This is a genomic window from Rhodoferax sp. GW821-FHT07F03 (assembly GCF_059418745.1).
This window is the reverse complement of record NZ_JBWKQM010000007.1, coordinates 222,166-235,175: the sequence shown is the minus strand read 5'-3', so window position 1 is coordinate 235,175 and position 13,010 is coordinate 222,166. Positions and strand designations below refer to the sequence as shown.

Below are 13,010 nucleotides of genomic sequence, written 5' to 3'. Positions count from 1 at the left end.
GCTACATCACCTTCTGAATCAATGACCCTTTGAATAGCACGGGGCCGGTGGGCCCCCCCTGTCCTGGTACACCGCCCTTGGGCTCCAGGCTGATGGCCAGGGTGGGGATTTCCTTTACATCGCCCTCGCCGGCCGTGAGCTGCAGCAGCTTGTCGCGCCCCAGTACGCCCAAGGAGCGCGGGCTGCCTGCCGGTGGCAGAGCCCACAGCTGCAGAGATTTGTCGCCTGCTTCCTGGAAGTTGCCCACGCGTTGCAACACCAGCTTGTGGTTTTTGGGGTCGAAGGTCACCAGCATGGATGCGGCAGCGGCGTTGTCTTGCAGTACCGCCACGTACTCGATTTGCGGTGCGGACCGTATTTGCGTCTGTAGGGATGCGATCTGGTCGGTCAGGTATTGCTGCTGGTTCAGACCCACCACTACGGCCACCGCCGCTGCAGCAACCCCGGCAAAAGTGGCGCCGCGCCAGAGCAGCAGATTGCGCAGCCAGCCGCCGGGGCCGGTTGGCGTTGTGGCGGGGATGCGAGCGTTCCGCATGGCTTGTTGCTCCTGTTCGGCGCGCAGCAGATTGTCTATGCGCGTCCAGACGGCGGCTGCCGGTGGAGCCTGCTGCTGGAGTTCGGCCACACTGCCCAGGCGGGACTGCCAGATCAGCGCGGCGGCGCGCACGGGTGCCTGCTCGCGCGCCAGGGTTTCAAAGCGGCGGCGCGCGCCTCCGCGCAGGGTGCCCAGGGCGTAGCTGGCCGCCAGGCGGTCCAGAAGTTCGGGGTGTTGGGGAAGATGCATGGTCTGGTTCTCAGAGCAACTCAGGCAAAACGTGCCATGCAGATGCGCAGTTGTTCCAATCCACGGCGTATCCAGCTCTTCACCGAGCCCAGCGGCAGGCGCAACTGCTCCGCCAGTTCGCTGTGGCTGAGGTCGCGCAGATAGGCCAGGCTGACCAGCTCGCGTTGGCGCTTGTCCAGCCGGGTCATGCACTGGTGTAGCGCCCAGGCCTGCTGGCTGGCCTGGGCCGTGTCCATGGGGCTGGGGCTGTCGCCGTCCAGCGTGTCGGCCATGACTTCGTCCAGCTCCTGGGTGATGTTGCTTCGGTCTGCCGTGCGGCGGCGCAAAAAGTCCAGCCCGCGGCTGCGCACGATCAGCCCCATCCAGGCCAGGGGCGGGCTCAGGGAGGCGCGGTAGCTGCCGGCCGAGCGCCAAATGGTCATATACGCCTCCTGCAGCACGTCCTCGGCCCATTCCCGTTTACCCACGACCCGCATCGCCAGTCCGTAGAGTTTGGACGAGGTGTGCTCGTACAGCTCCTTGAGCGCGGGCGCATCCTGGGCGGCGATGCGGTCCAGCAAGGCCATCAAAGCATGGTCCGGGTTGGTTGAATGGGACAGGGCAGTGGCGTTCATGGGGCGACAGTGTCAGGCGGAAATGCTGGATGCAGTCTAGCGGTGGATACGCGGCAAATTGCATATTGGATGCAGGCAGGCTTTTAGAATGCGCCACGCGACTTTTTTCACAACCAACCCAGCACTGCCATGAACGTCATCCGTTTCTCCGATCTCTGCGCCCAAGGCAAAGCCTCTGGCCAACGTGTTTTCATCCGTGCCGACCTGAACGTGCCGCAGGACGATAGCGGGGCCATCACCGAAGACACCCGCATCCGTGCTTCCGTGCCCTGCATCCAGATGGCGCTGGCCGCTGGCGCTGCGGTGATGGTGACATCGCACCTGGGCCGCCCCACCGAAGGTGCGTTCAAACCCGAGGACTCGCTGGCTCCGGTGGCCAAGCGCCTGGGTGAGCTGCTGGGCCGTGAAGTGCCGCTGCTGGCCAACTGGGTGGATGGTGTCACGGTCGCCCCCGGCCAGGTGGTGCTGCTGGAGAACTGCCGCGTCAACGTCGGCGAAAAGAAGAACAGCCCCGAGTTGGCGAAGAAGATGGCCGCCCTGTGCGACATCTTCGTGAATGACGCCTTCGGCACCGCCCACCGTGCCGAGGGTACGACCTACGGCATCGCCGAATACGCCAAGATCGCCAGCGCCGGCCCGCTGCTGGCAGCGGAAATCGACGCCATCACCAAGGCCCTGGCCCATCCCCAACGTCCGTTGGCGGCCATCGTGGCGGGCTCCAAGGTGTCGACCAAGCTGACCATTCTGAAGAGCCTGTCTGAAAAGGTCGACCAGTTGATCGTGGGTGGCGGTATCGCCAACACCTTCATGCTGGCCTCCGGCCTGAAGATCGGCAAGTCGTTGGCCGAACCCGATCTGGTGGACCAGGCCAAGGCCGTGATCGAGTCCATGAAGGCCCGTGGCGCCGCTGTGCCGATCCCGGTCGATGTGGTGACGGCCAAGGCCTTCTCCGCTGACGCCGTGGCTACGGTGAAAGCCGCGACCGATGTGGCAGATGACGACCTGATTCTGGACATTGGCCCCCAAACCGCTGCCGCCCTGGCGACCCAGCTGAAGGCTGCGGGCACCATCGTCTGGAACGGTCCGGTGGGCGTGTTCGAGTTCGACGCATTTGCCCATGGCACCGAAACCATCGCCCGTGCGATCGCTGAAAGTGCTGCGTTTTCTATAGCAGGCGGTGGAGATACCCTGGCCGCTATCGCCAAATACGGCATTGAAAAGCAGGTGGGGTACATCTCCACCGGCGGTGGCGCTTTCCTGGAAATCCTGGAAGGCAAAACCTTGCCGGCCTTCGAAATCCTGCAAAAACGCGCAGCCTGATCTGCGCATACGCCAACCGCCCCGGTATTTTTGAATACCGGGGTGGAGTTTCACAATGCGGACATATGGCGGTGTTCTACTCGCTCGCAATACACTGAAACTTGACTTCCCGCGCTGAGGGATTGCTAGACATGTTTGAGCTTTTTCATCCGCAGGCGCGTGGCGGCAATGTGTTCGCGAAAAAACCCAATCGCTGGGACCTGGCGCTGCTGCCACTGGTGCTGGCCATTCTGCTGGCGCTGGCGTTTGGTGCATCGCAGATGGCGCGCCCTTTTGCGATGGGCGAAGCGCTGGAAATCTCGCTGGACCCGGCCTATCTGCCTTATTACCTGCTGCGCACGATCCTGCGCATGTTCATTGCGTTGGGCTTTTCGCTGCTGTTCAGCTTTGTCTTCGCCGCGATAGCCGCCAAGTACCGTACGGCCGAGAAGGCCATGATCCCTATCCTGGACATTCTGCAGTCGGTGCCGATTCTGGGCTTTCAGGCGATTGCGATTGCGCCTTTTATCGCGCTCTTCCCGGGCAGCCTGCTGGGTGTGGAATGTGCGGCGATTTTCGCCATCTTCACCTCGCAGGCCTGGAATATGGCGTTCAGCCTGTACCAGTCGATCCGCACCGTGCCCGAAGAACTCAAGGAGGCGGCGCGGGTATTCCGGCTGTCGGGCTGGCAGCGTTTCTGGCGTCTGGAGTTGCCGTTTGCCATGCCGGGGCTGTTGTGGAACATGATGATGTCCATGTCCGGGGGGTGGTTCTTTCTGGTGGCGGCCGAAGCGATTTCGGTGGCCAACCAGGATATCAAGCTGCCCGGTATAGGCTCTTATATTGCGGTGGCCATTGAGGCAGAAAACGGCTGGGCCATTGCCTGGGCGATTGGGGCGATGCTGGCGGGCATTCTGTTGTACGACCAGCTGTTCTTTCGGCCTTTATTGGCCTGGGCCGACAAGTTCCGCTTTGAAGAATCTCAAGGCGACACCGCGCAGCAATCCTGGCTGCTGGACTGGATGCGCCGCAGCCGCTGGATGAGCGCGCTGAGCGCCGCAGGCTGGAGCTTGCTGCGCCGTGCGCTGGGCTGGTTCAGTGTCCGCCATGATGGCACGGCGGTTGATGCGCGGCCTCGGGTCCAGAACCCGCTGTGGCCGCGTATTTGGGATGGCGTGTTGCTGCTGGTTGCCTTGCTGGCGGTGTACCGTCTGGTGGTGTTTGTGCACAGCGATGTGGGTTGGGGCGAGGCCGGCCATGTGGTGGTCTTGGGCTGCATTACCTTGTTGCGGGTCATGCTGCTGATCGCTTTGGCTTCCGTCGTCTGGGTGCCGGTCGCCGTGTGGATCGGTCTGCGGCCCCAGTATTCGCAGCGGGTGCAGGCGGTGGCGCAGTTTTTGGCGGCATTTCCGGTGAACCTGATGTTTCCGCTGGTGGTGTTCGTACTGGTGACGCTGCGCTTGAATCCGAATATCTGGCTCAGCCCCTTGATGGTGTTTGGCACCCAGTGGTACATCCTGTTCAACGTGGTGGCCGGCGCGGCAACCATTCCCAACGAGCTGCGGTTGGCGGCAGACAACCTGGGCGTCAAGGGCTGGCTGAAGTGGAAGCGTATCTACCTGCCCGCCGTGTTCCCCAGCTACCTTACGGGTGCCATTACCGCCAGTGGCGGCTCTTGGAACGCCAGCATCGTGGCCGAGTACGTCACCTGGGGCAAGACCACGCTGGTAGCCGATGGCCTGGGCAGCTATATCAAGCAAATGACCGATGCCGGCGACTTCCACCGCATTGCGCTGGGTATTGGTGTGATGTGTATTTTTGTGATGTTTTTAAACCGTTTCTTCTGGCGCAAGCTGTACTTGCTGGCCGAAGACCGCAGCCGCTGAGGAGCCAAGATGGGCAAGAACCTACTCATTGAACTGGGCGGTGTCGCCAAGTCATTCCAGGCTGCCGACGGCACGGCCCGAACGGTACTGGACAGGGTGGATTTCCAGCTGGCCGAGGGCGAAATTGTCGCCTTGCTCGGCAAATCCGGCTCGGGAAAATCGACTCTGCTGCGCATCATGGCCGGCCTGATTCCGGCCGACCACGGCCAGGTCAGCTACCGCCAGAAGCCCATTTATGGCCCGGTGGCGGGCATCGCCATGGTTTTCCAGTCGTTTGCGCTGTTTCCCTGGCTGACGGTGCAGCAGAACGTGGAGCTGGGCCTGGAGGCCCAGGGCGTGGTGCCCGACGAACGTGCAAAGCGTGCCGATGCGGTGCTGGAAATGATCGGTCTGGCCGGCTTTGGTGGCGCCTTGCCGCGCGAGTTGTCGGGCGGCATGAAGCAGCGTGTGGGGATTGCGCGCGCGCTGGTGACCAACCCCGACATACTGTTGATGGACGAAGCCTTTTCTGCCCTGGATGTATTGACCGGCGAGACCCTGCGCAACGACATGCTGGAGTTGTGGGACGGCGACAAGATCCCGACCAAGGGCATTTTGATTGTTTCGCACAATATCGAAGAGGCTGTGATGATGGCCGACCGCGTCATCATCCTGTCCAGCGACCCGGGCCGTATCCGTGTCGAGGTGAAGATTGATTTGCCGCGCCCGCGCGATGTGGACGGGGTCGAAGTCCGAGCCTTGATCGACGAGGTTTATGGCCTGATGACCATGCGTCCGGCACAAGAAGTGGCGCCTGGCATGCCGACCACCTTGCATCTGGGCTATCGCTTGCCGGAAACTGACATTACCCGCATCGAAGGGGTGCTGGACTTGCTGGCCGATACACCGTTTGACGGCCATGCTGATTTGCCGCAATTGGCCGAGGAGTCCGAGCTGGCCGACGAAGAGCTGTTCCCCACTTACGAGGCCTTGGGCATGCTGGGTTTGGCCCATGTGGACAAGGGCGACATCATGCTGACCGCGCTGGGGCGCAACTATGTGGAGGCGGATCAGGCCCAAAAGCAGGAAATTTTCGGCCAGCAGTTGCTGACCCACGTGCCTCTGGCGGCGCATATCCGACGCAGCCTGGAAGATGAGCCTTCTGGAAGCTTGACCGAAAAGCGCTTTCTGGATCTGCTGGAGGAGTTCATGGAGGCCGACAAGGCCAAGCGCGTGCTGGAGGTGGCCATCGAATGGGGGCGTTATGGCGAGGTCTACAGCTATGACTACCACACGGGTCGATTGACCTTGCCAGAGCAGTCCGAGGATTGAGCTGCGGCGCGGCAGGCTTTTCTGTCAAGAAAAAAGCGCCCTGATAGGCGCTTTTTCATGGGGGCTTAGAAGCGCCAGCCCAGGCCGACACCGTACAGAACCGGATCAATTTTGAAGGTGCCTAGCTTGGCGCCGCCGGCACTCACATCGGTGCGGATGTAGACCTTTTTCACGTCAAAATTCAAATACATATTTTTGGTCAGCGGGATGTCCACACCCGCTTGCAGCGCGGGGCCAAAGCTGTTGCGATCCACATCGACGCCGGCTGGAAGATTGACTGCGCTAATGCGGGTGTAGTTGAGGCCCGCACCCACATAAGGTTTGAAGCCTGCGGTGTTGAAGTGGTACTGCAGCGTCAGTGTGGGCGGCAGGTGCTTGAAGCTGCCAATCGCGGTGTTGCCGGCACTCAGGGTTTGCTTTTGTGGAACAGTCAGCACCAGCTCGGCGGCGATCTGGGGCGTGAAGAAGTAGCTGATGTCTACTTCGGGCAGCCATTTGTCATTGATGCTCAGCGAGAGCGGTGTGCTGTCGCCATTGCTGCTTTGAAGGTACACGGCACGTGCACGTACCAGCCAAGGTCCCTCGGTTGCGGATTGGGCGAAAGCCGAGGCCGAAACCATGGCACACAGGGCGGCAGCAAGCAGGGTCTTTTTCATGATTTTCTTTCGATCACGGTAGCGGGGATATTCCCAGCCCTGATTACAAAAGAGGTTATCGCTGGCCACTTTGCGCCCGGTCAAAGTGGCTGCGGGCCCTGCTTGCGCTATATCAAATGTGGGCCCATTCAGGTCGGGGCGTGGCGTGGGGTGCTGGTGGAGTTGCCGGCAAAATCGGTCCAGCAATTGCGCGTCAGGTCATATAGCTTGCAGCTGCGAGCGGTTTGAAAGTACCAGCGCCAGGAGAACGCCTGGACGATGATGCGTCCCGGCAGCAGTTCTTCCAGCGTTCTCTGGGCTTCTTTCAAACGGTACAGCGGAATACTCATGTCCACGTGGTGGGCCGTGTGCTCCATGATGTGGTGCATCAGTGCGCCAATTTGGAACGAGAAGGTGAGGTGCACCGTGGTCGATACGAAAGGCTGTGCCTTGGCCCAGGTGGCGCGGTCGCCATGCCAAGACACCTTGGTGTGGGTGTGGTGCACATAAACCACAAAGCCGATCATGGAGAACCAGAACAGCAGTGGTACGACAAAGCCGGTAGCAATGAGTAGGGCCAGTGATTGCTGCGTCACCAGTGCGGCCGTGGCAATGGCTGCCAGCCACAGCAGTCCAAAGCTGGAAATCAGCACGCAATCCCAGGTGAAGATGGTGCGCTGCGTGCCCATGCTGGACTTGCTAGGAAAGAACATGCGGCGCCACCATATCTCCACGATGTAGTAGAGGCCCGGTGCCCAGCCACTGCGGTAGATGCGCTGCATAAAGCGCTGCCGGGGCGACAAGGCCTGGTATTCCTCGGGTGTCAGCGGCGCCCAGACGAAGTCCACGCCCTTGAGGTTGGTGAAGCCGTGGTGCACCACGTTGTGGCCTACATCCCACAAGCTATAGGCCGTCAGCGACGGCAGGAAGGCAATGCGCCCCAGCCATTTGTTCAGGCGGCGGTGGGGCGTCAGGCTTTGATGGCAGCCATCGTGGCCGATGATGAACAGACGCCCAATCACGAAACCCGCTGCCAGACCGCACAGCAGCTTCAGCCATGGCGATGCCAGCAGAACGGTGGCACTGAGTGCCGCCGCGAGCAAGGCGTAGTCCAACGCGAGCAGGAACAAGGCCCTCAGGGTTGTACGCTGGGAGAGTGGAATCAGCCAGGAGCGTATGACTTTGCGGTGTGGCAGTGGCTCGCCCGGAGGGAGCGGACTCGGAAGGAGGGGCGTACTGTGGATGGAAGAGGTCATAGGGAAAACACGGGTCAGGAATCTACACGCGGCACGTAGTGGCGGCGGCACACGCAAAAGTTGCGTGCCATGATGCTAACCGCGCGGGGTGAAATGCCTCTGACCAGGATCAATACTGTGTGCAATAGAGTTGATGCGCCCAATTTGAGCGAGCCGAATGGCAATAGCTTAGTGCCCGCTGACGGGGGCTCAGGCTGTAACCTTTTGGTAACTTGTTTCATGTAAAAATCGAAACTAAATTACATATCCGGAGACTTATCCCATGCCCCGCCTTGCTACCAAAATCGTTGCCACCTTGGGCCCAGCCTCGAACAGCCCGGAAATCCTGGAGCAACTGATCCGTGCAGGCGTAAACGTTGTGCGGCTGAATTTCAGCCATGGCAAGGCACAAGACCATATTGATCGCGCCATGATGGTGCGTGAGGCCGCCAAGCGCGCGGGCGTCGAAGTGGCCATCATGGCCGACCTGCAAGGTCCAAAGATCCGCGTTGCCAAGTTCGCCGAAGGCAAGGTGATGCTGGAGCCCGGTCAGAAATTCGTGCTGGACGCTGCGCGCGCCGAGCCCGGTGACATCAATGGCGTAGGCCTGGACTACAAAGAGTTGCCACGCGAGGTGAAGTCTGGCGACGTACTGCTGCTGAACGACGGTCTGATCGTCATGACCGTGGAGTTTGTGCGCGGTGAAGCCGTGCACACGGTGGTGAACCTCGGCGGTGAGCTGTCCAACAACAAGGGCATCAACAAAAAAGGCGGCGGACTGACCGCGCCGGCGCTGACTTCCAAGGACATGGAAGACATCAAGACCGCGATGTCTTTCCAGGCCGATTACGTGGCCGTCAGCTTCCCCAAGAACGCGACCGACATGGAAATGGCGCGCCAGTTGTGCAATGTGGCTGCTGCCGAATACCGCCACAAACCCGGCATGATTGCCAAGATTGAGCGAGCTGAAGCCATTCCGCTGCTGCAATCGATTCTGGATGCCAGCGACGGCATCATGGTGGCGCGCGGCGACTTGGCTGTGGAAGTGGGCAATGCCGCCGTGCCAGCGCTGCAAAAACGCATGATCCGTATGGCACGTGCCAGCGACAAGGTGGTGATTACCGCCACCCAGATGATGGAAAGCATGATCACCAACCCCGTGCCCACCCGTGCCGAGGTCAGCGATGTGGCCAATGCGGTGCTGGACGGCACCGATGCGGTGATGCTCAGCGCGGAAACCGCGGCCGGCAAATTTCCGCTGGAAACCGTGCTGGAGATGGCCAATATCTGCCACGAAGCCGAAAAGGCCGAATATGGCGAGCTGGAAGCCGACTTCAAGGGCAAGATTTTTGAACGCATCGACCAGTCCATCGCCATGGGCGCATTGTTCACCGCGCAGCATCTGGGTGCCAAGGCGATTGTTGCCATGACCGATAGCGGCTCTACCGCCTTGTGGATGAGCCGCCACAGTATCCACGTGCCTATCTATGCCCTGACGCCGCGCTTGGCCACCCAGCGCAAGATGTGCCTGTACCGCAATGTGCTGCCTTTGCTGATGGACGCCAGCAGCGACCGTGACACGGCGTTGGGCCAGGCTGAACGCCATTTGACGCAGCGCGGCATCGTACAGCGCGGCGACATTTACGCCATTACTTGCGGCGAACCCATGGGTGCTCCTGGCGGCACCAATATGCTGAAGATCTGCCAGGTCGGCTAAACCTCTCCCGCCCTGCCGCCGGGTTTTTAACCCGGTCCAACGCCCGCTTCATGCGGGCGTTTGTGTTTCCAGACACCAGCAGGTTTAGTTCGGCTGTAAAACTGTTGTTTCAAAATGAAAAAATCGGGTGTTTGCCAGGGTTGGCCCGTGTTTTGCGAATCCTTTGGCGCAGGGGCAAGGCTAAAATTAACAGAGTTACCAAGCGGTTACGGAGAAATTGGTATCCGTACCAGCCTCGATTGGCCGCCTTGTCCTGATTCTTAACTCTCTGGAAGCACCCTATGGCACTCGTCTCTATGCGTGAATTGTTGGACCATGCCGCCGAAAACGGCTATGGCATCCCGGCTTTCAATGTCAACAATCTGGAGCAAGTCCAGGCCGTGATGTCGGCTGCGGACGAAGTGGGTGCTCCCGTCATTCTGCAAGCCAGCGCGGGTGCGCGTAAATATGCGGGTGAGCCCTTCATCAAGCATCTGATCCAGGCGGCGCTGGAAACCTGGCCGCACATTCCTCTGGTCATGCACCAGGACCACGGCCAAAGCCCTGACGTGTGCCAGGGCGCGATCAACCTGGGTTTCAGCTCGGTGATGATGGATGGTTCTTTGCATGCCGACGGTAAAACCATCGCCAGCTACGACTACAACGTGGAAGTTACCGCCAAGGTGGCCGCCATGGCCCACAAGGTGGGCGTGACCGTGGAAGGCGAGCTCGGCTGCCTGGGCTCGCTGGAAACCATGAAGGGCGACAAGGAAGACGGCCACGGCACCGATGCCACCATGACCATGGACCAGCTGCTGACCGACCCTGAGCAAGCCGCAGACTTCGTCAAGCGCACCCAGATCGATGCCCTGGCGATCGCCATCGGTACCAGCCATGGCGCCTACAAGTTCACCCGTAAGCCCACGGGCGATATTCTGGCGATCTCGCGCATCAAGGAAATCCACCGCCGTATTCCCAACACCCACCTAGTGATGCACGGCAGCTCCAGCGTGCCGCAGGAGTTCCTGGCCATCATCCGCGAACACGGCGGCGACATGAAGGAAACCTATGGCGTGCCGGTGGAGGAGATCCAGGAAGCCATCAAGTACGGCGTACGCAAGATCAATATTGACACCGATGTGCGCCTGGCCATGACGGCAGCCATCCGCAAGTACTTCACACAAAACCCCGACAAGTTCGATCCGCGCGACTACCTTAAACCCGCACGCGAAGCCGCCAAGCAGCTGTGCAAGCAGCGTTACCTGGAGTTCGGCTGCGAAGGTCAAGCCGCCAGCATCAAGGGCGACAATTTGGTGGTGGTGGCCAGCCACTACGCCGAGGGACGCCTGGCCCAAGTGGTGCACTGAAGCACCCTGTAGCCCGGGGACGCAGGAGGCAGTATCGCCGACAATCTGCCTGCGACCGCTGCGGTTGCAGGCAGACTCAACTCCTTCTAAGGAAACACCATGGGCTTACTTGACTCGGTTCTCGGCGCGGTTTTGAACAACGGCCAACAGCAACAACAGCCCCAGGGCGGCGGGTTGGGCGGCATCATTGGCATGCTGGCCAGCAACCCTCAACTGATCCAGGCGGTGACCGGCATGCTGGGCAATAACAGCCAGCTCGGTGGCTTGGGTGGCCTGGTGGAGAAATTCCAACAAGCCGGCTTGGGCGATGTTGTGGGTTCGTGGATCGGAACCGGGCAGAACCTGCCCATTTCGGCCGATCAACTCTCCAGCGTGCTGGGCTCGGATGCGCTGTCTGGTCTGGCGGCCAAGTTGGGCGTGGACCCGTCCGAGGTAGCCGGCCAACTGGCCCAGGTGTTACCAGGCCTGGTAGACCATCTCACCCCTGCCGGGCAAGCTCCGCAAGAAGGTCTGGGCGACAGTGGTGACCTGATGGGCGCGCTGAGCGGAATGCTACAAAAACTATAACTGCTCGCGCAGGTATTACCTGCGCTGGCGGTCGTTTTTGTATATAAACCTGCAGGCCGCTACAGCGGCCTAAACGGCTTGCGCTGCGAAGCTGGTTACCACCTGTGCTACGGCTGCAGTGAGCTTTTTGGCGTAGGGTACGTGCAGGAACTCATTCGGGCCGTGGGCATTGCTTTTTGGGCCCAGCACGCCGCAAACCATCATCTGGGCTGTCGGAAAGCCTTGCGACAGCATATTCATCAACGGTATCGTGCCGCCCTGCCCTATGTAGCCGCAGGGCGCGCCAAATTGGGCTTGCGAGGCTGCATGTAGCGCTTGTTCGAACCAGGGTGCGGTGCTGGGCGCGTTCCAGCCGGTAGCGGCGCCTTCGGGGTGGAAGGTAACAAGTGCCTGGTAGGGCGCGTTGTCTTCTAGAAGGGTTTTCAGTTCTTGTACGGCTTGCGGCGCATCGACCAGCGGTGGCAGGCGCAGCGACAGTTTGAAGGCGGTGTAGGGGCGCAGCACATTGCCTGCGTTTTTCAGTTCTGGCAGACCTTCGGCGCCGGTTACGCTCAGGGTCGGTGCCCAGGTACGGTTCAGCAGGGCTTGCAACGGGTCGGTGGTGGTGGGCAGGGCGAAGGTCGTGGCGCCACCGCAGTCGTAATGCGCCCAGGGGAAGCGCTTGTAGATTTCATCGCCCAGGATCGCGGCGGTGGCCTGGGCCTGGGCTAGCCGGTCGGCAGGCACTTCACAGTGGAAGCTGGCGGGCAGCAGGCGGCCGGTGGCGCTGTCTTCCAGCCGGTCCAGCACCTGGCGCATGATGCGAAAGCTGGACGGCACCAGACCGCTGGCATCGCCGGAGTGGATGCCTTCGGTCAGCACCTCCACCTTCAGCACGCCACTGGCCATGCCGCGCAGGCTGCTAGTCAGCCACAGTTGGTCGTAGTTGCCGGCGCCCGAGTCCAGGCAGATTACCAGGGCCACATCGCCCAGACGGTTGTTGTCGGGCGCACGCAGCGCATCCACATAGGGCAGCAGGTCGTAGGAGCCGCTTTCTTCGCAGGTCTCGATCAAGCCCACGATGCGTGGGTGCGGCAGCTTCTGTTCTTTCAGCGCTTGCACGGCAGCAATGCTGGCGTAGATGGCGTAGCCATCGTCGGCACCGCCCCGGCCGTAGAGCTTGCCGTCTTCGTATTTGGGCGTCCACGGCCCCAGGTCGTTGCGCCATCCGCTGAATTCGGGCTGTTTGTCCAGGTGGCCATACATCAACACAGTTTGTTGTGTTGCAGTCTGGCTGGCGGCCACTTCGAAGAACAGCACCGGTGTGCGCCCTTCCATGCGGATGATTTCCAGCTTCAGACCTTCTACCTTCTGCGCTTCGACCCAGCTGGCGGCATTGCGCAGCACGGTTTCCAGGTGGCCGTGGGCCGCCCAATCGGCATCGAAAGCCGGTGACTTGGCCGGAATCGCAATGTAGTCACTTAGTTGCGGCACGATGGTCTCGTCCCAGCGCTGGCTCACCTGGGCCAGGGCCTGTGCCGGATTGAGGGTAGAAGGAGCGACGCGGGCATTCATGGCAGTTCCTGCAGGCAGCAAAAGCCGTATTGCACCACAATGCCAGCGCCAGCGCAGCCGTG

11 protein-coding genes are annotated in these 13,010 nt (G+C 60.9%); 6 read left to right on the top strand and 5 right to left on the bottom strand.

What is annotated here, in order from left to right; translation table 11 throughout:
- Position 1: 1 nt before the first annotated feature.
- Positions 2-784 carry an anti-sigma factor gene (locus tag AC07R0_RS12710; RefSeq protein WP_495105086.1) on the bottom strand — a complete coding sequence of 261 codons (783 nt, stop codon included), beginning with the start codon at positions 782-784 and terminating at the stop codon, positions 2-4.
- A gap of 20 nt (positions 785-804) precedes the next feature.
- On the bottom strand, positions 805-1,398 hold the full coding sequence (locus tag AC07R0_RS12705) for an RNA polymerase sigma factor (protein ID WP_495105085.1): 594 nt from the start codon (positions 1,396-1,398) through the stop codon (positions 805-807).
- Positions 1,399-1,527: 129 nt separating this feature from the next.
- On the opposite strand from AC07R0_RS12705, the gene AC07R0_RS12700 reads away from it, so the two are divergent.
- From AC07R0_RS12700 to AC07R0_RS12690, 3 genes are all read left to right on the top strand, one after another.
- On the top strand, positions 1,528-2,718 hold the full coding sequence (locus AC07R0_RS12700; protein WP_495105084.1) for a phosphoglycerate kinase: 1,191 nt from the start codon (positions 1,528-1,530) through the stop codon (positions 2,716-2,718).
- A 131-nt stretch (positions 2,719-2,849) separates the two neighbouring features.
- On the top strand, positions 2,850-4,583 hold the full coding sequence (locus AC07R0_RS12695; protein WP_495096309.1) for an ABC transporter permease: 1,734 nt from the start codon (positions 2,850-2,852) through the stop codon (positions 4,581-4,583).
- A gap of 9 nt (positions 4,584-4,592) precedes the next feature.
- On the top strand, positions 4,593-5,894 hold the full coding sequence (locus AC07R0_RS12690; RefSeq protein WP_495105083.1) for an ABC transporter ATP-binding protein: 1,302 nt from the start codon (positions 4,593-4,595) through the stop codon (positions 5,892-5,894).
- Positions 5,895-5,959: 65 nt separating this feature from the next.
- Here AC07R0_RS12690 and AC07R0_RS12685 read toward each other — a convergent pair whose 3' ends face one another.
- Both AC07R0_RS12685 and AC07R0_RS12680 read right to left on the bottom strand, forming a co-directional pair.
- The gene (locus AC07R0_RS12685; RefSeq protein WP_495105082.1) at positions 5,960-6,550 is read right to left on the bottom strand and encodes an OmpW/AlkL family protein; all 591 of its coding nucleotides are present in this window, start codon (positions 6,548-6,550) and stop codon (positions 5,960-5,962) included.
- 128 nt (positions 6,551-6,678) lie between these two features.
- Positions 6,679-7,785, bottom strand: a complete 1,107-nt coding sequence (locus AC07R0_RS12680) for a fatty acid desaturase (protein WP_495105081.1) — start codon at positions 7,783-7,785, stop codon at positions 6,679-6,681.
- A 262-nt stretch (positions 7,786-8,047) separates the two neighbouring features.
- Between AC07R0_RS12680 and pyk the strand changes: the two genes are divergently transcribed.
- From pyk to AC07R0_RS12665, 3 genes are all read left to right on the top strand, one after another.
- Positions 8,048-9,481: a pyruvate kinase gene (gene pyk, locus AC07R0_RS12675; RefSeq protein ID WP_495096306.1), complete on the top strand. Its 1,434-nt coding sequence runs from the start codon at positions 8,048-8,050 to the stop codon at positions 9,479-9,481.
- 281 nt (positions 9,482-9,762) lie between these two features.
- Complete coding sequence (gene fba / locus AC07R0_RS12670) at positions 9,763-10,827, top strand: class II fructose-bisphosphate aldolase (RefSeq protein WP_495075625.1); 1,065 nt, start codon at positions 9,763-9,765, stop codon at positions 10,825-10,827.
- A gap of 99 nt (positions 10,828-10,926) precedes the next feature.
- Positions 10,927-11,394: a YidB family protein gene (locus AC07R0_RS12665; protein ID WP_495105080.1), complete on the top strand. Its 468-nt coding sequence runs from the start codon at positions 10,927-10,929 to the stop codon at positions 11,392-11,394.
- 69 nt (positions 11,395-11,463) lie between these two features.
- On the opposite strand, the gene AC07R0_RS12660 is transcribed toward AC07R0_RS12665, so the two are convergent.
- Complete coding sequence (locus AC07R0_RS12660) at positions 11,464-12,948, bottom strand: M20 family metallopeptidase (RefSeq protein ID WP_495105079.1); 1,485 nt, start codon at positions 12,946-12,948, stop codon at positions 11,464-11,466.
- Positions 12,949-13,010 lie beyond the last annotated feature (62 nt).